19 protein-coding genes are annotated in these 19,578 nt (G+C 63.6%); 6 read left to right on the top strand and 13 right to left on the bottom strand.

The features are described 5' to 3' along the window. The first annotated feature begins 188 nt into the window (after window positions 1-188). Window positions 189-503: a flagellar biosynthesis anti-sigma factor FlgM gene (gene flgM, locus AC3WUM_RS18330; protein ID WP_492412010.1), complete on the top strand. Its 315-nt coding sequence runs from the start codon at window positions 189-191 to the stop codon at window positions 501-503. 8 nt (window positions 504-511) lie between these two features. After that, entirely contained in the window at window positions 512-904 is a 393-nt protein-coding gene (locus AC3WUM_RS18325) for a hypothetical protein (RefSeq protein ID WP_492412008.1), read from the top strand. A 25-nt stretch (window positions 905-929) separates the two neighbouring features. On the opposite strand, the gene AC3WUM_RS18320 is transcribed toward AC3WUM_RS18325, so the two are convergent. The 7 genes from AC3WUM_RS18320 to AC3WUM_RS18290 all read right to left on the bottom strand — a co-directional run bounded on the left by AC3WUM_RS18320 (window position 930) and on the right by AC3WUM_RS18290 (window position 10,977). After that, window positions 930-2,501 carry a long-chain-fatty-acid--CoA ligase gene (locus AC3WUM_RS18320; RefSeq protein WP_492412006.1) on the bottom strand — a complete coding sequence of 524 codons (1,572 nt, stop codon included), beginning with the start codon at window positions 2,499-2,501 and terminating at the stop codon, window positions 930-932. 247 nt (window positions 2,502-2,748) lie between these two features. Next, window positions 2,749-4,101, bottom strand: a complete 1,353-nt coding sequence (locus AC3WUM_RS18315) for an MFS transporter (RefSeq protein WP_492412004.1) — start codon at window positions 4,099-4,101, stop codon at window positions 2,749-2,751. Window positions 4,102-4,141: 40 nt separating this feature from the next. After that, window positions 4,142-6,400 (bottom strand): TonB-dependent receptor, encoded by a 2,259-nt coding sequence (locus tag AC3WUM_RS18310; RefSeq protein WP_492412002.1) that lies wholly within the window; start codon window positions 6,398-6,400, stop codon window positions 4,142-4,144. 215 nt (window positions 6,401-6,615) lie between these two features. After that, window positions 6,616-8,043, bottom strand: coding sequence for an MmgE/PrpD family protein (locus AC3WUM_RS18305; protein ID WP_492412000.1), 1,428 nt, complete (start codon window positions 8,041-8,043; stop codon window positions 6,616-6,618). A gap of 1 nt (window position 8,044) precedes the next feature. After that, on the bottom strand, window positions 8,045-8,686 hold the full coding sequence (leuD, locus tag AC3WUM_RS18300) for a 3-isopropylmalate dehydratase small subunit (protein WP_492411999.1): 642 nt from the start codon (window positions 8,684-8,686) through the stop codon (window positions 8,045-8,047). Beyond that, complete coding sequence (gene leuC, locus AC3WUM_RS18295; protein WP_492411997.1) at window positions 8,683-10,083, bottom strand: 3-isopropylmalate dehydratase large subunit; 1,401 nt, start codon at window positions 10,081-10,083, stop codon at window positions 8,683-8,685. The genes leuD and leuC overlap by 4 nt, the downstream gene beginning before the upstream one ends. Before the next feature lie 3 nt (window positions 10,084-10,086). Continuing rightward, window positions 10,087-10,977, bottom strand: coding sequence for an isocitrate lyase/PEP mutase family protein (locus AC3WUM_RS18290; protein WP_492411995.1), 891 nt, complete (start codon window positions 10,975-10,977; stop codon window positions 10,087-10,089). A gap of 205 nt (window positions 10,978-11,182) precedes the next feature. On the opposite strand from AC3WUM_RS18290, the gene AC3WUM_RS18285 reads away from it, so the two are divergent. The 4 genes from AC3WUM_RS18285 (at window position 11,183) to AC3WUM_RS18270 (ending at window position 14,012) form a co-directional block, all read left to right on the top strand. After that, entirely contained in the window at window positions 11,183-11,848 is a 666-nt protein-coding gene (locus AC3WUM_RS18285) for a GntR family transcriptional regulator (RefSeq protein WP_492411993.1), read from the top strand. Window positions 11,849-12,102: 254 nt separating this feature from the next. Next, the gene (locus tag AC3WUM_RS18280) at window positions 12,103-12,780 is read left to right on the top strand and encodes an energy transducer TonB (RefSeq protein ID WP_492411991.1); all 678 of its coding nucleotides are present in this window, start codon (window positions 12,103-12,105) and stop codon (window positions 12,778-12,780) included. Between the two features lie 30 nt (window positions 12,781-12,810). After that, on the top strand, window positions 12,811-13,539 hold the full coding sequence (locus AC3WUM_RS18275; protein ID WP_492411989.1) for a MotA/TolQ/ExbB proton channel family protein: 729 nt from the start codon (window positions 12,811-12,813) through the stop codon (window positions 13,537-13,539). Window positions 13,540-13,550: 11 nt separating this feature from the next. Beyond that, a complete protein-coding gene (locus AC3WUM_RS18270) occupies window positions 13,551-14,012 on the top strand; it encodes an ExbD/TolR family protein (RefSeq protein WP_492411988.1) in 462 nt (153 codons plus the stop codon). Window positions 14,013-14,156: 144 nt separating this feature from the next. Here AC3WUM_RS18270 and AC3WUM_RS18265 read toward each other — a convergent pair whose 3' ends face one another. The 6 genes from AC3WUM_RS18265 to AC3WUM_RS18240 form a co-directional block, all read right to left on the bottom strand. After that, the gene (locus AC3WUM_RS18265; RefSeq protein ID WP_492412025.1) at window positions 14,157-15,476 is read right to left on the bottom strand and encodes a sulfite reductase subunit alpha; all 1,320 of its coding nucleotides are present in this window, start codon (window positions 15,474-15,476) and stop codon (window positions 14,157-14,159) included. A 114-nt stretch (window positions 15,477-15,590) separates the two neighbouring features. Next, window positions 15,591-16,607 (bottom strand): FAD:protein FMN transferase, encoded by a 1,017-nt coding sequence (locus tag AC3WUM_RS18260; protein ID WP_492411987.1) that lies wholly within the window; start codon window positions 16,605-16,607, stop codon window positions 15,591-15,593. Window positions 16,608-16,651: 44 nt separating this feature from the next. After that, a complete protein-coding gene (locus AC3WUM_RS18255; protein ID WP_492411985.1) occupies window positions 16,652-17,485 on the bottom strand; it encodes a DUF4198 domain-containing protein in 834 nt (277 codons plus the stop codon). A 32-nt stretch (window positions 17,486-17,517) separates the two neighbouring features. Then, entirely contained in the window at window positions 17,518-18,102 is a 585-nt protein-coding gene (locus AC3WUM_RS18250; RefSeq protein ID WP_492412023.1) for a DUF2271 domain-containing protein, read from the bottom strand. A gap of 45 nt (window positions 18,103-18,147) precedes the next feature. After that, window positions 18,148-18,774: a PepSY-associated TM helix domain-containing protein gene (locus tag AC3WUM_RS18245; protein ID WP_492412021.1), complete on the bottom strand. Its 627-nt coding sequence runs from the start codon at window positions 18,772-18,774 to the stop codon at window positions 18,148-18,150. Window positions 18,775-18,809: 35 nt separating this feature from the next. Next, the gene (locus AC3WUM_RS18240) at window positions 18,810-19,493 is read right to left on the bottom strand and encodes a Fe2+-dependent dioxygenase (RefSeq protein ID WP_492411984.1); all 684 of its coding nucleotides are present in this window, start codon (window positions 19,491-19,493) and stop codon (window positions 18,810-18,812) included. Window positions 19,494-19,578 lie beyond the last annotated feature (85 nt).

Raw genomic sequence — 19,578 nt, 5'->3', positions numbered from 1 at the left:
ATGGCCCGAGACGGCAAAGCTTTCGAACTCCAACCAGCCTCAGGCATCTTGACCTGAAACACAGTTGCTCTCCCGCAAGCGGGAGAGGGGACCGCCACAACTCATCACGGCGTAACGCCGCCTAAAGTTCCGCCACCATCCGCCGATACGGCTTGCAGACGGCCCCAACGCCTTTTCGAGATCCGGTCATGAGCAACACCATCGATTCCTCCTCCGGCATCAAGCCGATGCTGACCGGCGCCAGCGAGCGCCTGGGCCAGGCGCGTCCGGCGACCGCATCGGCGGCCCCGGCTTCGGCGAGCGGATCGCGCGGCGACGACACGGTGCGGATCACGGGGGACGCCATGCAATTGCAAAGCCTGGAGAAATCCATCGGCGGCGAACCCGCCTTCGACAGCCAGCGCGTCGAAGCGCTGCGCGCCGCGATCGCCGAGGGCCGCTACCAGCCCGACCCGGAGCGCATCGCCGGCAAGATGCTCGGCTCCAATCCGCCGCTGGCCTGAGACGGGCCATGACGACGTCCGCACCGATCGAAACGCTGTTCGACCGGGCCATGCAAAGCCTGCGCGGCATGCTCGACCTGCTCGACGCCGAGCAGCACGCCGTCGCCACGCGCGATGCGCAGGCCCTGCTCAAGCTCAGCCGCGAAAAGGCCTCGCGCCTGCAAGGCTTCGCCGAACTGCAGCACCTGCTGCGCCGGCAGTCGCTGCCCACGCATCTGCCGCTGCAGGATTTCGAGATGCTGCTGAGCCGCTGCGCGGCGCAGAACAAGGCCAACGGCATGCAGATGAACCTGCATCTGGCCCAGCAGCCCGCGACGCTGCCGGGCGTGCGCAGCGAAGGCTACGGAGCGCGTGGCGAAACACGCTACGGCGGGCTGTCCACCTCGCTGGTCTCGGTCTGAGCTCCGCGGCCCGGCCGTCGCCGCGCTACTGCGCGCTGATGCCCGGCCGGCTGCCGCGCAGCTGGAACTTCTGGATCTTGCCGGTGGCGGTCTTGGGCAGTTCGGTGATGATGTGGAACTTCGACGGCGCCTTGAAGCGCGCCATGTTGTCGCGCGCGTAGGCCATCAGTTCGTCCTCGGTGGCCTGCGCGCCCGCGCGCAGCACGACGAAGGCATTCGGCGATTCGCCCCACTTGGGATGCGGCATGCCGACCACCGCCACTTCGAGCACCGCCGGATGGCGCAGCAGCACGCTCTCGACTTCGATCGAGGAGATGTTCTCGCCGCCGCTGATGATCACGTCCTTGAAGCGATCGCGAATCTCGACGTAGCCGTCCGGGTGGATCACGGCGGCGTCGCCGGTGTGGAACCAGCCGCCCGCGAAGGCCTTCTCGGTGGCTTCCTCGTTCTGGTAGTAGCCCTTCATGACCACGTTGCCGCGCGCGACGATCTCGCCCATCGTCTGGCCGTCGTGCGGAACGTCGTTCATCGCCTCGTCGACCACGCGCAGCTCGGCCGCGCCGATCAGCTCCACGCCCTGGCGCGCCTTGATCACCGCGCGCTCGCGCACGCCGAGCCCCGCGTGCTCCGGAACCGCCTCGCAGATGGCGATGAACGGCGTGGTCTCGGTGAGGCCGTAGACCTGCGTAATGGTCCAGCCGAGTTCCTGCTCCATCGTCTCGATGGTCGCCGCGGCCGGCGGTGCGCCCGCGGTCAGCACGCGCACGCCCTTTTTCACGCGCGCACGCTCGTCGGCCGGGCCGTTGGCGATCGAGATCAGCACCGTCGGCGCCGCGCAGAGCATGCTGATGCGCTCCGCCTCGCAAAGACGATAGATCTGCGAGGCATCGACCTTGCGCAGGCACACGTGCGTACCGCCGGCTGCGGTGACCGTCCACGTGAAAGTCCAGCCGTTGGCGTGAAACATCGGCAGCGTCCACAGATAGCGCTCCGCCGGCGTCATCGGCACGTGCACCATGGTGGCGATCGAATTCATCCAGGCGTTGCGATGCGTGATCATCACGCCCTTGGGCCGGGCCGTCGTGCCGCTCGTGTAGTTGATCGAGAGCAGATCGGTTTCCTGGATCTCGACGCGCTTGAAATCGGCCGGGCTCGATTCGACCAGGCTGCCATAATCCAGCCAGCCGCTCTTGCTGCCTTCGAGCGCGACGAAATGTTGCACGCAGTCCATGCGGTCGCGCACGCGGTCGACCATGTCTAGATAATCGGAATGCACGCAGAGCACCTTGCTGCCGCTGTGCGTGACCATGTAGACGAAGTCTTCTTCGGTGAGCCGATAGTTCATCGGCACGATCACGGCGCCGATCTGCGGCACCGCGTAGAACTGTTCGAGATGCTGGTGCGTATTCGGCGCGATGGTGGCGACGCGGTCGCCCTGCCCGACGCCGAGGCGCTGCAGCGCCGCGCTCCAGCGATCGCAGCGGTCGCCGAACTGCGCATAGCTGAGCCGCAGGTTCCCGTCGACGACGGCCTCGCGCGCTCCGTGAACTTTCCGTGCACGACGAAGGAAATCAAGCGGGGTGAATGCGCATTCCATTAGGCTCTCCTAAGCTCGATGAATGTCTGCGGTCGTTATGGGGCGACGCAATTCAACCCGATGTTAGTCGAACATCCGAGCCCTTGTCTGTCCGTCTCCGCCCACGGTCGAGGCCCCAGCCGAGTCCTGGACCGTCATCATCGATCATCGCTCGCCCTTAGACCAAAGTCGTAGGAGCTGCAGAGAAGCCTCCGGCTGCCAGTGCCATCTGCAAGGCGCTGCAATCGGCTTTTTTCGCTGCGCCCGATCAGTCTGAATCGAGCGATTCTTGAGCCTGCACCAGCGCTCGAAGTGAAGCTCTGCCTTGGTTGAGCAGATAAACCCCTGCGCATCCTCCGATGAGGATCGTTACGATCAGCGAATAGCGGATTCCGGCCTCGAAAGCGAAGACAGTGTCTGAGAAAAAGCCGACGAGAAATGGGCCGAGCGAATTCGAGATGATGCCGTTCGCGAGCGTGTGCAGACCGGCGAGGCGGGCCCGTACGGAAGACGGCAAGCCCTCGCCCATCGCAGTAAAGCCCGCAATGGAAGGGATGTATCCGCAGAATGTCGCGATAGGCAGAATCGCCAGCGCCAGCGTCGTATTCGTCGCGAGCAGCGCCAGCACACTGAACACCATGAACACCGCACCGGCGCCCATGCCGATGATGAGAGCCGCGTCCTTCCTTCCCGCCTGACGCAGCCTCGAGATCATGCGGCCGCCCGCGATGCAGCCGACGAGGGTTGCGACTCCGCTCGTGCAAGCCAGCAGGATGGCGGCTTTGAAGCCTGGCAAGCCGTGCACGCGTTCGAAGAAGACGATGTACCACGTCGACAACGTGTAGGCTCCCATCTGCAAAGTGGAAACGCCGACGAAGATCGCGGTCGAGAATCTCCAGTTCCGTTTCAGAAAATCGATCGCTCCCTGATTCTTCGCGCTGGTAGTGCCGGAGGCGTCTGAGCGGCGGCGCGGCTCCTTCATCACAAGGATGATGACCGCTGCCAGGATGAAACCGGGAACCCCCGCGCCGAAAAACAAGGCCTGCCATGGAGCGATTGTGCCGATCAGGGGAAGCGATATTTCTCCAGCGCTATGCAGCTGCCTCAGCAACAGCCCGCCACCCAGCAAGGCGACCAAAGCGCCCGTCGCGCCTGCGCTCATGTAAATGCCAAAGGAGCGCGAGCGTTTGGGCGCATCCACGGCATCGGACAGCAACGACACCGCGAGCGGATGCAGCATCGATTCGCCAACACCGACCAGGGCGCGTGAGATACCCATGCTGATGAACGACGCGGCCAAGCCTGTCGCGACCGTGGCGGCGCTCCAGAACGCAACGGCGGCTGCCATCAAGGAACGCCGGGACATGCGATCCGCGAGGTAGCCGCCGATGGGACTGAACAAGGCGTAGCTCGCGGCGAAGATCAGACCGGACAGCAGTCCGATCTGACTATCGCTGAAGTGCAGGGACTCCTTGATCGGCTTGATGGCGAGACTGAATATCACGCGGTCCGCGAAGCTCAGAAGATAGCCAAAGAACAGCAAGGTCAAAATGACCGTCGCGTCTCGACTGCCGAGCCTGCTATTGGTGCTCGCGCTGGCGGTGCCGTCTGAATTTTTCATGGTGCCTTCTGGCTTGTGTCGGAAACCGCCGAGTTTCGAGTCAGAACTTCACGCCCACGGTCGCCCCGATCACTCTAGGGTCCAGCAGCGATCCTGTCAGTGCTCCGAGCGCCACCGTCTGGAACGAGCGTGTCTTTTCGTTCGTCAGGTTCTTGCCCCAGAAAGTGAGCGTCCAGGCTTCGCTTTCGGGTGAGATGACGATTCGGGCATCGACGAAGTTCGTGGCGGGGCGCACCTCGAGATCGTTGTTGCTGTTGTCGTCGAATATCTTGCTCTCGTAGCGATACTCCGCCGATGCATTGATATCAAACCCGCTCACGCTCGGAAACTGATAGGACGGCGAGGCGATGAACTTGTGCTTGGGCGTTCTCGAAATTCGATTGTCGCTGAAGTCTTCTTCTCCGTCGCGATACTGGTCGAACTTCGCATCGGTGTAGGCATACGACAGATCGAGCCTGAAGCCATGAAACAGTGAAATGATGGACTGGGTCTCGACGCCCTTGATCGTGGCTTTTCCGGCGTTGTCCACGGTGATCGAAAGATCGTCGTTGACGCGGCGCGTCTGCAGATCCTGATAGTCGATGTAGTAGACGGTGTTATTCCAGATCAGTCGCCGCCCGAAGAATTCACCCTTCTGTCCAAGCTCGTACTGAGTGGCGTACTCGGGCTTGAACGCAGTCGCGGCGGCCGCCGCATTGCCGGGGTTGTCCTGGAATCCGCCACTCTTGAAACCGCGGGCGATCTGGCCATAAAGCAGCTGACTTTCGACGGGGCGGAAGTCGAGGCCAGCGCGATAAGTCACCGCACTGAAGGAGGCCGAGTCGCTGACGTCGAAGCGTTCGCGCGCGCGTATCAATGCAGTGCTGTCTTCGTTCGAGACGCGATAGTCCTTCTTGTCGTCGGTATAGCGCAAACCGCCGTAGGCTCTGATGCGCTCACTCAAGGGAACCGTTGCGTCGCCGAAAGCGGCGAAGCTGTCGAGCTTCGCGTTCTGCGCGAAGATGTCCCTGCTGCTCGCGCCAGGAGCGGGAAACGGAGCCGGCAGCGGAATGGTCGTAGTCAGATCCAGAATGGTGTCGCGAACGACTTCCTGGTTGAATTTGTAGAGGCCGACCACCCAGCTCGTCTTGCTCTCGGGTAGCGACGAGAGCCGGAGTTCGGTGCTCCAGAAATCGGTGTCTTCGTCGAACCCGAGAAACGCGCCGATACGCTGAGTCGTCGGATTGCCGCCGTCGGAATCGTAGTAGGAGCGATATTTCAGATCGCGGTAGGAGCCGATGAAGCTGAGCGTACCGAAGCTCAGCTCGTAGTCCGTTCCATTTCGAATGCCCCAGGTATCGCGATTCTGATGCCCGTCGATTTCAGGCGCGCTGGAGTCGCGGTCGGGATTCGGTGTCCACAGCGGTCCGAGCGCGGAATCGGGATCTCGCTCGAACACGTAAGTCGCCGGTCCGTTGGCACGGTCGCGAGTTCCATCGAGCGTGAAGAGCGTGCTCAGCTGGTCCGACAGTTCACTGTAGAGCTGATAGCGGCCGCTCTTGGTGTTTTTGTCATCGAGCTTGCCGCCCGTGTAGTCGTTGCGGACGTACCCATCGTGAGTTCGCACGCTCGCACTCAGGCGCATCGCGGTTCGATCGGCGATCGGCGCGTTCACCACGGCAGCACCCTCGAGCGTGTCGTAGCTGCCAGTGGTCATCTCGCCGCGCGCGGAGAACTCGTCGAGCTCAGGACGCTTGGTGATGACACTGATCGCGCCGCCCACGACGTTACGCCCGTACAAGGTTCCTTGCGGCCCCTTCAGTACCTCGATGCGCTCGATGTCGAAAGCATCGAAGGCCACGGCGGCGGGACGGCCGAGATAGACCTCGTCGACGAAGACCGCCGAACTCGGATCACCCGCAGCGCCCGTATCGGAAGAGCCGATGCCGCGAATGAACGGTCTCGGCTGCGACGCCGGAAACGCGTCGAAGCTCAGACCGGGCGTACGAGACACGACGTCGCTCATCTTCTGGATGCGCGCTTTCTCGATCATCTCGTCGCTGAATGCGGTCACGCTGATCGGAACATCCTGCAAGGACTGGGCACGGCGCTGCGCCGTCACCACGATCTCGGCGATGGCGTCCGATTCGCTTTCTGCGGTGTTGCTCGCGCTTTGCGTTTCGGTCGTGCCTTCAAGCACCGGTTCGGTGAACGGCTCGGTGGCTACGGACGGGCGGTCTTCTGTCGCCTCACCGGTGCTCGTTTCTTGAGAGAAGGCCGGCTGACAAACCGCGGCCAGCAGCGTCGCCACCGAACACATCGCAAGCGTTCGCGGATGGCAGATTCTCTCGCCTCCCTGAGACTCCAAATGACATGACGTTCTTCTCTTCTTCACTGCTCTCTCCTCGCTGTTTTATGACTTTATGTGACGCAGCCGCTCTCACACACCGTGCGGTGGTTTTGTTGGATCGCGGTTCCCGACATCCGATGTCGGTATGCCAGCGCGTCGGCTGGCGACTAAAGCTCAGCTTCGCGTCATGACAGCGCGTTCCGCGCCGGAGCGCTCAGCGATTGCAGCAGCTCATGCGCATTCGCCAGGGATTCCAGTCCCAGCGTCAGGTTCAAGATTTTCTCGCGACGCGAGTCGTCGATCACGTTCGCCATCAGCGCATTGAACTTGTCGACGATTTGCGCATTCGACAGAGGCGGCAACACACCGCGGCCCGTGTTGTGCAGCGTCTCCAGAACCTGGCCATCGCGGAATCTCACGCGCATGCGCGTTTTTCCGCGGCTCATCTTTCCTTCCTGGTCGAAAGATTCGTCGTGATGCGTAAAGACTTTCGGAATGATTTCCCACACATCGTCCCGATCGATCCGATCCGGCGAGAACTGGGAAACCAGCGCGGCTTTATCGAGCATGGTCACCGCCACCGTGTATGCCATGTTCATCTGCGCGCCGATCGGCGTCAGCGGACGGGTCGCCTGCCAGCCTCCGTGGTGATAGACGGCATGCGCCAGATCGACATCGATTCTGTCGATTTCGTGTGCCAGCAGCTTGCGTTGCTCGTCGAGCTTGAGCACCGCATCGATGGCGGCATGGAGCCCGCCCATGGCCGCGTAGGGTTTGACGACGATTCGATCGACTTCCCAGCGCTCACCGATACCGTCGACGATTTGCGAGGCATCCGGTGAATGTCCTTCGCCGAAAGTGGAGAGGAAGCCACCATAGTCGCGATCGAAAACACGCTTGATCCCGGTGTATCCGCCCTTGGCGAGCACGGCCGCATACAAGCCATTGCGCGATGCCATGCCGTGATGCATGCGCTTGGACATGGCTTCGAACTGCGCCGCCATGAGACCTGCGGACTGCGTTGCGGCGAGGCCTAGCGCGTCTTCGAATTGAGCGGCGTCCAGCCCCAGCAGCTTGCCTGCTGCGGCAGCGCTCGCGTGCGTGCCGAACACCGAGCCCGAATGCCAGCCGCGCGACAGCATCTCCGTTCCGTGCAAAGCGAGGCCGACCCTCGGCCCGACTTCGAACCCTGCGATGGCTGCGAGCAGCACGTCGGCGCCACTGGCCGCCCCATCGTGATCGATACAGGAGAATAGCGAGGGCAACACGAGCGAAGCGCTATGCAGCGGAGCCAACGGGTGGAAATCATCCAGCTCGAAGCCCTGGATGAAAGTTCCGTTCAAGAGTGCGGCGGCAGGGCGGGAGGTGTTGATTCCACATCCGATCAACGGGCTGTTTCCCCCGGCCTCGAATTGGGTGACGATCTCGACGGCCTTCTGCGACCACGGCAACTGGGCACCGACGAGCGCACAGCCGATGCCGTCGAGAATGAGGTACTTGGCACGTTCGCGGACCGCAGCCGGAACGGCCTCCAGCGTGAGTTGATCAAGCCAGCGAGCGAGCTGGACCGTCGTCTCTGATGCGGGCTGTTCCCGCGTTGTCGGTGTGCTCACGTTATGACTCGGTAGATAGCGAATGAGAAGGCTCGACCCAAATCCATGGACGCTTCAGTCGATCGGCTGCCTGCCAGTGGTCGATTGCTGAAGTCATCTTCAGGGTCCGGCCGATTTCGTCCAGACCTTCGATAAGGCTTTCGCGCCGCTGCGGATCGACCTGGAACGCAATCTTGTGTCCCGACGGAGCGGTGATTTCCTGCTTGGGCAGATCGACGCTGAAGACGCCGCTCGGATCGGCAGCTTCATCCATGAGCGGCGCGATCGCGTCACTCGGCAACACGATCGGGAGCACGCCGTTCTGGAAGCAGTTGCTGTAGAAAATATCGCCGAAGCTCTCTGCGATGACGCATCGAAATCCGAGTGCCATGATCGCCCAGACCGCAGGCTCGCGAGACGATCCGCAACCGAAGTTCGGCCCTGCGATGAGGATCGACGAGTGGCTGCGTGCTGGCTGATTCAAAACGCACTGGGGGTTCTCGCTGCCATCCGGAAAGTACCGAAGAGCTTCGAACGCATACTTCTTCAGATCCTCCAGCCCAGCTTGAGAACTCAGGCGCTCCACGCGGATGATGACGTCGGTATCGATGTTCGGCGCAGGCAGTGGTGTGGCCCCACCGGTGACGACTGTGAAAGGCTTCATGCGGCGAGCTTCCTGACATCGACGATACAACCCGCCACCGCTGCTGCGGCGGCCATCGCGGGACCCGCCAAGTGGGTTCTCGCGTTGGGTCCTTGTCGGCCGACGAAGTTGCGATTGGACGTCGATACGGCTCTTGCGTTCGGCGGAATGCGATCGCCATTGGCGGCGACGCACAAGCTGCATCCCGGTTCGCGCCATTGAAAACCAGCGTCCCTGAAAATGCGGTCGAGGCCTTCGTGCTCCGCTTGGCGCTTGACTTGCTCCGAGCCCGGAACCACCCAAGCCGTGACGCCCTCGGCAACATGACGTCCCTGAACGATTCGGGCGGCGTCGCGCAGATCGGAGATTCTGGAGTTGGCGCAGGAGCCGATGAAAACCCAATCGATCTTCGTGCCCGCAATGGCCTGGCCCGGATTCAATCCCATGTATTCGAGCGCGCTCAAGGTGGCCGATTTCTCGGATGCGTTCATCTCCAGCAGATCGGGAACGGTGCCGTCGATCTCGACGCTTTGGTCTGGGCTCGTGCCCCAGGTGACCGTGGGGGCGATGGTCGAGGCGTCGATGACGATATCGACGTCGAAGCTGGCGTCGTTGTCGGTGAACAGGGTTTTCCAATGTGCGATGGCAGCGTCCCATTGCTCGCCTTCCGGAGCGAAGGGACGCCCCTGGATGTATTCGAGCGTGTGTTCATCCGGAGCGATCAGGCCATATTTGGCTCCGAGTTCGACCGAGAGATTGCAGATCGTCAGCCGACCCTCGATGTTCATGCTCCGAATCACCGAGCCGCAATATTCGATCGCATAACCGCTGCCGGCCGCGACACCCAGCTTGCCGATCACATGCAGGATGATGTCCTTCGGCGTCACCCCGGCACCGAGTTCACCCTCGATGCTGATTCGCATGTTGCGAGGCATCTGCTGACGCAGCGTTTGAGTCGCCAGCGCGTGGACGATCTCGGACGATCCGACACCAAACGCGAGCGCGCCGAGTCCGCCATTGGTGCAGGTGTGGCTGTCGCCGCAAATCATGGTCGCGCCCGGAAGCGTAATGCCCAGCTCGGGCGCCATGACGTGCACGATGCCTTGGCCCGGCTCCCCGAGTTCGAAGTAGCGGATGCCCCAATTCGACGTGTGCTTCTTCAACAGGTCCCAAAGCATGCCGCCGACCTCGTACGTCAGGCCGGTGCGTCCAGGAGCAGAAGCGACGACATGATCGGGTGTCGCGAAGGCCAGCTCCGGATTGCGCAAGGACAGCTTCCGCTTGGCCAGCTCATCCAGTGCCGGGGCACCGGAAAGGTCATGCAGCAGATGGCGATCGATATGCAGCAGCGCCCAGCCGTCGCCGAGCTCGCGAATAACGTGTGCGTTCCAGATTTTCTGAAAGAGCGTGAGTCCCATCGATCAGCGTCCTTCTGCTGGCGGGACTTGCGCTGCGGCGGTTTGGTAGCGGGTGCGAAGCGCATCCCACTCCGACGATCCCATGCGCTTGAATGCCGTGGCGAGCTCGACGTTGACGGGCAGCGTCGGAGCTTTGCCATCGCATTTGAGTGCACGCAGAAACTCGTCTCCGCGGGAGATGAAGGCTGTCAGCAGCAAGCCTGGGAAGATGGCCAGGCGGTAGCCCATCTCGGCTGCACGACTCATCTCGATGTCGGGGGTCTTCCCCATCGGCACGACATTCAACAGACACGGGCCTTTGACCAGCCGGGGGACGCTGGCCATTTCGTCGATCGTCTGCGTCGCTTCGACGAAGGCCATGTCGGCTCCAGCCTCGAGCGCCGCGTTCACTCGCGCAAGGGCTTCGTCGAGGCCGAGTACCGCTCGTGCATCGGAGCGCGCAATGATTAGGAAGTCCGGATCGGTTCGCGCATCGACTGCGGCGCGGATGTTCGCGAGATACGTTTCCCTCGACACGACTTCCTTGCCGTCGAGGTGACCGCAGCGCTTGGGCGAGACCTGATCCTCGATATGGATGCCGGCAACGCCGCGGACTTCGTATTCCCGCACGGCCCGAACGACGTTCAGCTCATTACCGTAGCCGGTATCGGCATCGGCGATCAGCGGAATCGACACGGATCGAGCCATCACGCCAGCGCGCTCGACCATCTCGGTCATCGTCACCAGGCCATAGTCCGGAAAGCCGTTCGAAGCCGATACGCCAGCGCCGGTCATGTACACCGCTTCAAAGCCAGCCTGCTCGACCAGCCGCGCACTCAGTCCATCGTATGCGCCAGGGGCGACGAGCAAGTTGCCGCGCGATAGTAGGTGTCTGAGCTTCGCAGTCGATTTCATTGCATTCAGTGAATTCTTGTTTTGCGTGGCAGGTGCTAGCCGACGGTCCCGTACGATCCGGACTACTCGGCCCGATATTCATACTGGATCTTCATAAGATATTTAACAAACATTATCCCTGGGAATACAGGCTGTCAACCGTCCCTGGATGGATCATCAAAAGAAATTTTCAGATAATTAGCCGAACAACGGGACAGAACAACCCATGGCTTACCGACGTGCAGAAGTGACCGGCGAATCACTCGTCGAAGTGGCGGTGTCGCGCATCAGACAGCAGATTCGTCGCGGCGATTTGGTGCCCGGCCAGCGATTGGTGGCATCGGAGTTGAGCGAGACGCTCAAGATCAGCGGCGGCCCCATTCGCGAGGCGCTGACACATCTCGCAGGCGAAGGTCTTGTCGAAGTGCAGCCCCATCGCGGCGCGGTTGTCAGGGCGCAATCGACGGCCGATGTGATCGAGATCTTCGAACTGCGCGAAGTCGTTGAAGGTCTGGCGGCGCGCATGGCGGCACGCGCGGTGGCGAGAGGGAAGGCGTCGCCCGCCAAGGTCGAGGAAGCCGCCGCAGCCTGCCGCGTCACGGCGAAGGCCGCGAACTTCCTGGGATATGCCAACGCAAACCAGGCGTTTCACGAGGCCATTTACGAACTCGCGAACAAGCCGCGAGTCGCCAGGTTGGCTTCACAGCTGAGCGATCAGATCGACCGTCTGAATAATCGTCGCCTCGGTCATGCATCGGTGCTGCATCGCTCGGCCGCGGAACACGATGAAATTGCGATCGCGATCGCATCAGGGAACGAAGCGCTGGCGGAAGAGCGCATGCGCCAGCATGTCTCCAGCAGCGGCTCAAAAGTGGTGGGCCAGGAGCTTTAGAGCTTCCTAGAGCCCATTCAAAGCTTAGAGCCGTGCACGGCGCAGCCCGCTTTGAGCATTTGAATTTCATCGCCAAAGGCCGGCCGACTACACGATAGCGCCTCTATTGAAACGGCCGACGGCGGTGTCGTCCGTCCAAAAGTTACTGACTTTCCTGAAACGATCACGATGCATCGAAGGGCTTGTCTTTATTTAAATGCCCCCGCTGTCTATACTTGGGAATCATTCTCAGTTACATCCGTTGGTCCCCTGCGTTGATCGCCCAGCCCGCCGCTCCCGTTTCGTATCGCCCGCTCAACAGCCTGTCGCTCGCCGCTGTCCTCGGCGCGCATGCCACTGCGCTGTTCGCGGCGCTGTACTGGGTGCACAGCGCCCCACCGGCCGAGGAACCGAAGGTGCTGACGGTGAGCATGCTGACCCAGCAGGCCGAGCCGGTGAAGCCGCCCGAGCCGCTGCCGCCATCGCCACCGCCGCCGAAGCCGGTGGAGAAACCCAAGCCCAAGCCGCTGCTCACCTCGCCCAAGCCCACGCCGGTGGCCGATCCGATCATCGCCCCGCCGCCGCCCGTGGACGAGCCGGCCGAGTCCGAGCCGATCGCCGCCTATTCGCCGCCCTCCGAGTCCGAGCCGCCCGCGGAAGCCGCGCCCGAACCTCCGCGCTTCGACATGGCCTATCTGCAGAACCCGGCGCCGGCCTATCCTGCGATGTCCAAGCGGCTGCACGAGGAAGGCACCGCGGTGCTGCGCGTGCTCGTCAGCGAGAGCGGCGAAGCGCTGAGCGTCGAAGTCGACAAGTCGAGCGGCTACTCGCGACTCGACGACGCAGCCCGACGCGCAGTACAACGCTGGAAGTTCTCGCCCTCCCGCCTGGGTGACAAGCCCGTTCGCGGCATCGCCATGGTGCCGATTGTTTTCTCGCTCTCCCGCAGCTAAAACCGCCCCTTCGCCAACCAGAACGACGTCATGGAACCGCAATCCCTCGGCATTCAGCACTTTCTCGGCCAATCCGACGCCGTCTCCAAATTCCTGCTCATCGTGCTCGTGCTGATGTCGGTGGCGAGCTGGTATCTAATCGTCAGCAAGAGCATTCGCCTGGCGCTCGAGCGCCGCCGCAGCGAGCGCTTCCTGAACTTCTTCTGGAACGCCAAGGATCTCGTCGAAGTGCAGGAGGCGGTCGTCAAGCATCACGCCGACGAGCCGTTCTCGCATCTGTCGCATCACGCGATCTTCGCGCGCGAGCACCACGCGCGCTTCGGCGCGAGCCGCCTCGAAGAAGCCGGCAGCGCGGCCGAGTTCCTGACGCGCACGATCCGCAAGGTGATCGACGAAGAGACCGCGAAGATGGAATCGGGCCTCACCGTGCTCGCCTCGGTCGGCTCGACGGCTCCGTTCGTGGGCCTGTTCGGCACGGTCTGGGGCATCTACCACGCGCTGCTCGCGATCGGCATGAGCGGCTCGGGCTCGCTCGACAAGGTCGCCGGCCCGGTCGGCGAAGCGCTGATCATGACCGCCATCGGCCTCGGCGTCGCCATTCCGGCGGTGCTCGGCTACAACTTCCTGGTGCGCTCGAATCGCATGGTGCTCGCGCGTCTCGACACCTTCGCGCACGACCTCTACGCGTTCCTGACCACCGGCGCGCAGTTCGTCGCCGCGCCGCCGGTGCGCGTGGTCAAGTCCACGGCCAGCAACTAAAGGAGCTGAGCATGGCGTTCGGAAGCTTCGGGCACACGCCCAACAAGACGCCGATGGCGGAGATCAACATGGTCCCGCTGATCGACGTGATGCTCGTGCTGCTCGTCATCTTCATCGTCACCGCGCCGCTGCTGACCAATGCGGTGAAGATCAACCTGCCGCAGGCGAGCTCCGAAGTGCTCAAGTCCGAGCCCGACAAGATCGACTTCGCGATCAACGAAACCGGCCAGATCTTCTGGGACGGCGAACCGGTATCGCTCGATCAGGCGATTTCGCGCCTGCAGCAGGCCGGCCAGAAGGAGCCTTCGCCCGAGCTGCACATTCGCGCCGACCGCAACACGCGCTACGAAATCCTCGCGCAAGTGATGGCGGAGGCTTCGAAGGCCGGCGTCAGCAAGATCGGTTTCATTTCCGATCCGAATGGAACCAGCAGCGCACCGGCGGGCAGCGAAGGCGCGCCAGTTAAGCCCTGATGCATTTGCCTTCTCCCTCCGGGAGAAGCTGCCCCGAAGGGGCGGCTGAGGGATTCGCCGTGATCGTGATAGCGAGGCTTCGCTATCCGTGAGAGTCCCTCACCCCAGCGCTCTCCCGGAGGGAGAGGGAGACAGGAACCGCGATCAGTAGACGTCGCGCCGATAGCGGCCGTCATCGCGCAGCTTCTCGACCAGCGTTTCACCGAGCACGTCGACGAGCGCGGCGTGCACGCCGCTCGCCATGCCTTGCGCGCTGCCGCAGACGTAGATCGCGGCGCCCTGTTCCACCCATTCGCTCAGCCGCTGCGCCTGTTCGCGCAGCACGTCCTGCACGTAACGGCGCTGCGCGCCGTCGCGCGAGAACGCGAGATCGAGTTCGGCCAGCGAGCCCTGCGATTTCCAGCTCAGCAGCTCGTCGCGATAGTGAAAATCGTGCGCCGCCTGGCGCTCGCCGAACAGCAGCCAGTTGGCCTTGTGCTGCGCGGCGATGCGCTCCTTGAGCAGGGCGCGCAAGCCGGCGATGCCGGTTCCGTTGCCGACCAGAATCATCGGCCTCGCATCGAGCGGCGCATGAAACGTGGCATTGCGCCGCACGCGGGCACGCACGCTGGATTGCAGCGGCGCCTGCTGCGTCAGGAATCCGGAGCCGATGCCGATGCTGCCGTCGGGCCTGCGCGTCTGCCGGATCAGCAGATGCGCGGCGCCGTCGGAGACGATCGAGGCGATCGAATAATCGCGTTGCGCGGGTGGATCGACCGGCAGCTCGACCGCGAGCACGTCGCCGGCCTGCCAGCGCGTGTTCGCGGGCGGCGCGAGCGCGACGTGAAAGCACGGCGCGCCGAGGCTGCCCGTGTTGAGCACGCGCCGCTCGATCAGCGTCCAGCTCTCGAACCCGGGCTCGCTCCAGACCAGCGGCTCGCCGCCGACGAGCGCGCCGATACGCTGCTGCCAGCCTTGAATCGCCGTCGCATCGGCGTTGTCGACTTCGATGCGCTCGAACAGCGGTGTCGCCCCACGCTCCTGCAGCCAGGCATCGAGCCTGCGTCCCCAGCCGCAATACTGGCTGTAGCTGCGATCACCGAGCGCGAGCACGGCGTAATCGAGCGACAGCGGCGCATCCTGCGTCATCACCTCGCGCACGAAGCGCAGCGCACCGTCGGGCGGATCGCCCTCGCCCGTCGTACTGGCGACGAACAAGGCGCGCTGCGCGGCATGCAGGGTCGGTGCGTCGAGATCGTGGATCGAGATCACGCGCGCGCTCGCACCACCGGCCTGCAGCGCCCTCGCGCTCTGCCAGGCGAGCTGCTCCGCATGTCCGGTCTGGCTCGCATGCACGACGAGCCAGCTCGCATCGGACGCGACTGCATGCGCCTTGCGACGGCGCAGCCACAACGGCAGGCACAGCAGCAGATACAGCGCGACGGCGCCGAGTGCGATGAGCCAGCGCTCGCGACCCGGATCGATCCACTGCGCAGCGCCGGGCTGCAAACCGAACAGGCCGATTGCGGCGATCAGGAGCAACAGCAGCAGAATCGTCGTGCCGACCTGCGTTCTATCGATTTTCACGCGTGCAGAACCTCAAGCTTCGAGCAGGCGGCTCCAGGCCGTGCTCGCATATTCATCGAAACGTCCGCTCGCGCCATTGCGCATGACGAACAGTGCGGCTACGTTTTCGCGCTCGGCAAAGGCCATGCCATCCTGCAAACCGAGCGCGGTCAGCACGGTGGCGAATCCGTCGGCAAGCATGCACTGCGGGTGCACCACGCTGACGGACGCGGGCGCCGGATTGAGCGGATAGCCGGTGCGCGGATCGAGCGTGTGCGCATAGCGGCGCTCGCCTTGTTCGAAGTAGCGACGGTAGTCGCCCGAGGTCGCGACGGCGATGCCGTCGAGCGCGAGCAGCCAGGGCGCGTCGAACGGAGCCTCCGGAACGGCTTCGAGCGTGACCCACCACGGCTGATCGTCGGGCTTGCAGCCTTGCCCGCGCACTTCGCCGCCGACTTCGCAGAGATGATGCGCGAGCCTCAGGCGCTGCAAGGCTTCGCAGAGCCGGTCGACGCCGTAGCCCTTGGCGATCGAGGACAGATCGAGCGCGAGGCCGCCGGGCTGCGTGATCGAGCGCGTCTGCTCGTCGAGCTGCAGGCGCCTCCAGCCGCAGCGGGAAAGCGCTTCGCGAATTTCCGACGCCGAAGGCGGCAGCGCATCGCGCGGTTTTGCGCCGAAGCCCCAAACGTCGACGAGCGCGCCGGCGGCCGGATCGTAGGCGCCGTTGCTGGCGCGTGCGAGTTCGCAGGCGCAATGCAGCACCTCGAAGAAGGGCTCGGGCAGCACCTGTGTGCTGCCGGCTGGCGCGCCGTTGAAACGCGACAACAACGAATCGGCCTTCCAGTGACTCATCTGCTCGACGACATCGTCGAGCTCGGCTTGCAGCAGCTGCTGCAGCGGCAAGGCATCGAGCCGGTCCGGCGGAGCGCATACCGACACGCTCCAGGTCGTGCCCATGCTCTCGCCGTGCAACTGGCGCACGACCGATCCCGGTTCGGGACCGGCCTGCGCGACGGCGGACAGCTGCGGCGGCAGCAGAATGCGGTTCACGAGGAACTCATGGCATCAGCTGCGCCGCATGCGACTCGAGCGAATCAGGGCGACAGCACGTCGAAGATGCCCGCGTAGCTCGTGCGGCGATCGGTGGCGGGCTTCTCGGCGTTCTTGTCGGACACCGAGGCCGACAGGTAATGCAGGCCGGGCTGCGTGAAGTTGAGCTTGAGCAGGCCCTGCGCGTCCGACTTCACGAGCACTTCGCCCATGCTGTCGCGATAGCGCACGCCATCGGCGATCACTTCCACTTCGACACCCGAAGCCGGCTTGCCATCGAGCAGCAGCTTGAACGTCGCTTCTTCGCCGACGTAGAGATCGGTGAACGCCGTCACCGGCACGAGTTCCAGGCCCTTGCCGGTGGGCTTGAGCGCGCCGTCGTTCGGTGCGCCGGCCGTCACGTAGGTGGCGAGCGTGCTGCTCATCTGCGTGACCTTGAGGTTCTTGGCTTTCTTCGGCACTTCCTTGGCGAAGCCTTCGGCGGTGAACTGCGTGCCGCGCGGTGGCCAGCGCTTGTTCTTGCCGTCTTCTTCCCAGCTCGCGCTGATGTTGCTGTTCACGAGCGCGATCTTGTACGTACCGGCCTGCTGCAGCTGCAGGTCGAAGGTGCTGCGCAGCTTGCCCTTGACCGGGTTCTCGGCCGGCACCGTGCTGCCGTCCGGCGCGGTGATGACGATGTTGTCGAGCGGCATGCCGACGTGGTCCTTGACGAAGGGCTGCGTCGAGGCGGCCGCATCGACCGTAACCCACTGGCCGACGCTCAGCGTGGTCTTCGACGGCGCGAGCCAGGGCTTGTGCGCCTGCGCGGCGATCGGCAGCAGCAGCGCGGCCGCGAACAGCGTGCGTCCGGCGGTGAGGTGCTTGAACAGATTTTTCATGTCGTGAATTCCTTGTGTCGAATACGGCCGCTTTACGGCTTGATCGCCAGCGTGATGGCACCGAGTTCGCTCTTGCCGGCAGCCTTGAGTTCCTGCTTGCCCGAAGCCGGCCATTCGAACGGAATGTCGACGAGTTCGCGGCCACCGTCTTCGCGAGCCGCTTCGACGACGAGCTTGTACTTGCCCGGCGCGAGTTCGGCGAGCGGCGCCTTGCCGGTGGAAAAGCTCAGCTTGTGCTCGCCGACCGGACGCGTCGCGCCGGTCACGCCGTCGATCGGCACCGTGAGCTCACGTCCCGTGCGACGCCACCACTGGCGCAGGTCGGGCAGCCACTTGGTGCCGCCTTCGCCGCCACCGGCCTGCGGAGCCGGGCCCTTGGGCGCATCGCCTGCAGCAGCCGCGGCCGGCCCACCCGGACCGCCGCCGCGCTTGAGCTGATACCAGACCGCCAGATTGCTCGCCACGCTGCGATCCTCGCGCTCGAGCCAGACGGCGACGTAGGGACGGTGGTATTCGGCCACGTCGAGCTGCGGAATCTGCACGCTGACATCGAGATCGGCGGCCATCGCGGGCGCAGCCGAAAGGCCGCAGACGGCGATGGAGAGGGGTGTGCGCATGGAAGGCAATTTCATGGTCGGGCTCGTGGCATCAATAAACGTCAATCAATGAATGAACAGCAAGGCCAGCAGCAATGGCAGCAACAGGCCCAGGCCGACGAAGGGCCAGGTACCGACGCGGCGTCTGGCGTGCAGCTGCAACAGGAACAGGCCACTGATCGAAAAGATCAGGCAGGCCACCGCGAACACATCGAGGAACCAGCTCCACACCAGGCCCGAATTGCGGCCTTTGTGCAGATCGTTGAAGTACGAGATCCAGCCGCGATCGGTGCGCTCGTATTCGATCTCGCCGCTGGCCAGATCGACGCTGAGCCAGGCGTCGCCGCCCGGTCGCGGCATCGAGACGTAGAGCTCGTCGGGCGACCATTCGGGGTTGCCCGCGAGGCCGCGCAGCGACCATTCCGCATCGAGCCAGTCGAGCAGCATCGGAGGCAGCGCGCCACCCGCGTCGGCCTGCGTTTCGAGCAGCGCGCGCAACTCCATCGGCAGTTCGCCGTGCAGCTTGGTGATCTGCGGCGAAGTCTTGATCTGCGAGGCGTGATTGAGCGTGATGCCGGTGGCCGCGAACAGGATCATGCCGATCAGGCTGATCGCCGCGCTGATCCAGTGCCACTGCGTAAGCTGGCGCAACCAGAACGAGCGGCGCGCCTGCTGTCTCGCGCTGCGGGCCAAGGCGTCGTGAGTCGACGCCGAAGCGCTCTCGCCGCTCACAGCTCCGCCCAGCGACGCAGCAGGTTGTGGTAGACGCCGGTCAGCTGGACGAGCGATGCGTTCTCCGAACCGACGGTTTGCCTGAGCGACTGAATCGAGTTGTCGAGGTCGAACAACAAGCGGCGCTGCCCATCGTCGCGCACCATGCTCTGGATCCAGAAGAATGCGCCAATCCGCGCGCCACGCGTCACCGGACGCACTTCATGCACACTCGTCGACGGGTACAGAATCAGATGCCCCGCGGGGAGCTTCACGCTCTGCGAGCCGTAATGATCTTCGATCACGAGTTCGCCGCCATCGTACTCGCCCGGATCGGCCAGAAACAGCGTGGCGGAAAGGTCGGTCCGCACACGATACGGCGCCTCGCGTGTCAGGCGCACGGCGGTGTCGATGTGCCCGCCAAAATGCCCACCGCCTTCGTAGCGGTTGAACAGCGGCGGAAACACCTTGAGCGGCAATGCGGCCGCCGTGAACAGCGAATTCTGGGCCAACTGGCGCAGCACGATTTCGCCGAGCTGCTTGGCCACCGGATGCGATTCGGTGATCTGCCGATTGCGCTTCACGGTGGCGGCCTGCGAGCCCGCCGTGACCCGGCCGTCCTCCCACTCGACGGCGCTCAGCACGGCGCGCATCTGCGAAACCTGATCGGCAGTCAGAACATCGGGAATTTGCACCAGCATGGACGTCTCACCATCAAAAACTAGAGTCCCCGCAAGCATGCGGGGACTCTATTCATACCACCAGCCTCGCCACGATGGACGAGAA

The organism is Hydrocarboniphaga sp. FW305-C-57, assembly GCF_058783045.1.
The sequence above is the reverse complement of the archived record's forward strand: the minus strand, read 5'-3'. Positions and strand labels throughout refer to the sequence as shown.

Excerpts from the sequence above, each read along its gene's own strand:
- flgM (WP_492412010.1), top strand. The coding sequence starts at position 189 with ATGAGCAACACCATCGATTCCTCCTCCGGCATCAAGCCGATGCTGACC.
- AC3WUM_RS18325 (WP_492412008.1), top strand. The coding sequence starts at position 512 with ATGACGACGTCCGCACCGATCGAAACGCTGTTCGACCGGGCCATGCAA.
- AC3WUM_RS18320 (WP_492412006.1), bottom strand. The coding sequence starts at position 2,501 with ATGGAATGCGCATTCACCCCGCTTGATTTCCTTCGTCGTGCACGGAAA.
- AC3WUM_RS18315 (WP_492412004.1), bottom strand. The coding sequence starts at position 4,101 with ATGAAAAATTCAGACGGCACCGCCAGCGCGAGCACCAATAGCAGGCTC.
- AC3WUM_RS18310 (WP_492412002.1), bottom strand. The coding sequence starts at position 6,400 with ATGTGTTCGGTGGCGACGCTGCTGGCCGCGGTTTGTCAGCCGGCCTTC.
- leuD (WP_492411999.1), bottom strand. The coding sequence starts at position 8,686 with ATGAAGCCTTTCACAGTCGTCACCGGTGGGGCCACACCACTGCCTGCG.
- leuC (WP_492411997.1), bottom strand. The coding sequence starts at position 10,083 with ATGGGACTCACGCTCTTTCAGAAAATCTGGAACGCACACGTTATTCGC.
- AC3WUM_RS18290 (WP_492411995.1), bottom strand. The coding sequence starts at position 10,977 with ATGAAATCGACTGCGAAGCTCAGACACCTACTATCGCGCGGCAACTTG.
- AC3WUM_RS18285 (WP_492411993.1), top strand. The coding sequence starts at position 11,183 with ATGGCTTACCGACGTGCAGAAGTGACCGGCGAATCACTCGTCGAAGTG.
- AC3WUM_RS18275 (WP_492411989.1), top strand. The coding sequence starts at position 12,811 with ATGGAACCGCAATCCCTCGGCATTCAGCACTTTCTCGGCCAATCCGAC.
- AC3WUM_RS18270 (WP_492411988.1), top strand. The coding sequence starts at position 13,551 with ATGGCGTTCGGAAGCTTCGGGCACACGCCCAACAAGACGCCGATGGCG.
- AC3WUM_RS18255 (WP_492411985.1), bottom strand. The coding sequence starts at position 17,485 with ATGAAAAATCTGTTCAAGCACCTCACCGCCGGACGCACGCTGTTCGCG.
- AC3WUM_RS18250 (WP_492412023.1), bottom strand. The coding sequence starts at position 18,102 with ATGCGCACACCCCTCTCCATCGCCGTCTGCGGCCTTTCGGCTGCGCCC.
- AC3WUM_RS18240 (WP_492411984.1), bottom strand. The coding sequence starts at position 19,493 with ATGCTGGTGCAAATTCCCGATGTTCTGACTGCCGATCAGGTTTCGCAG.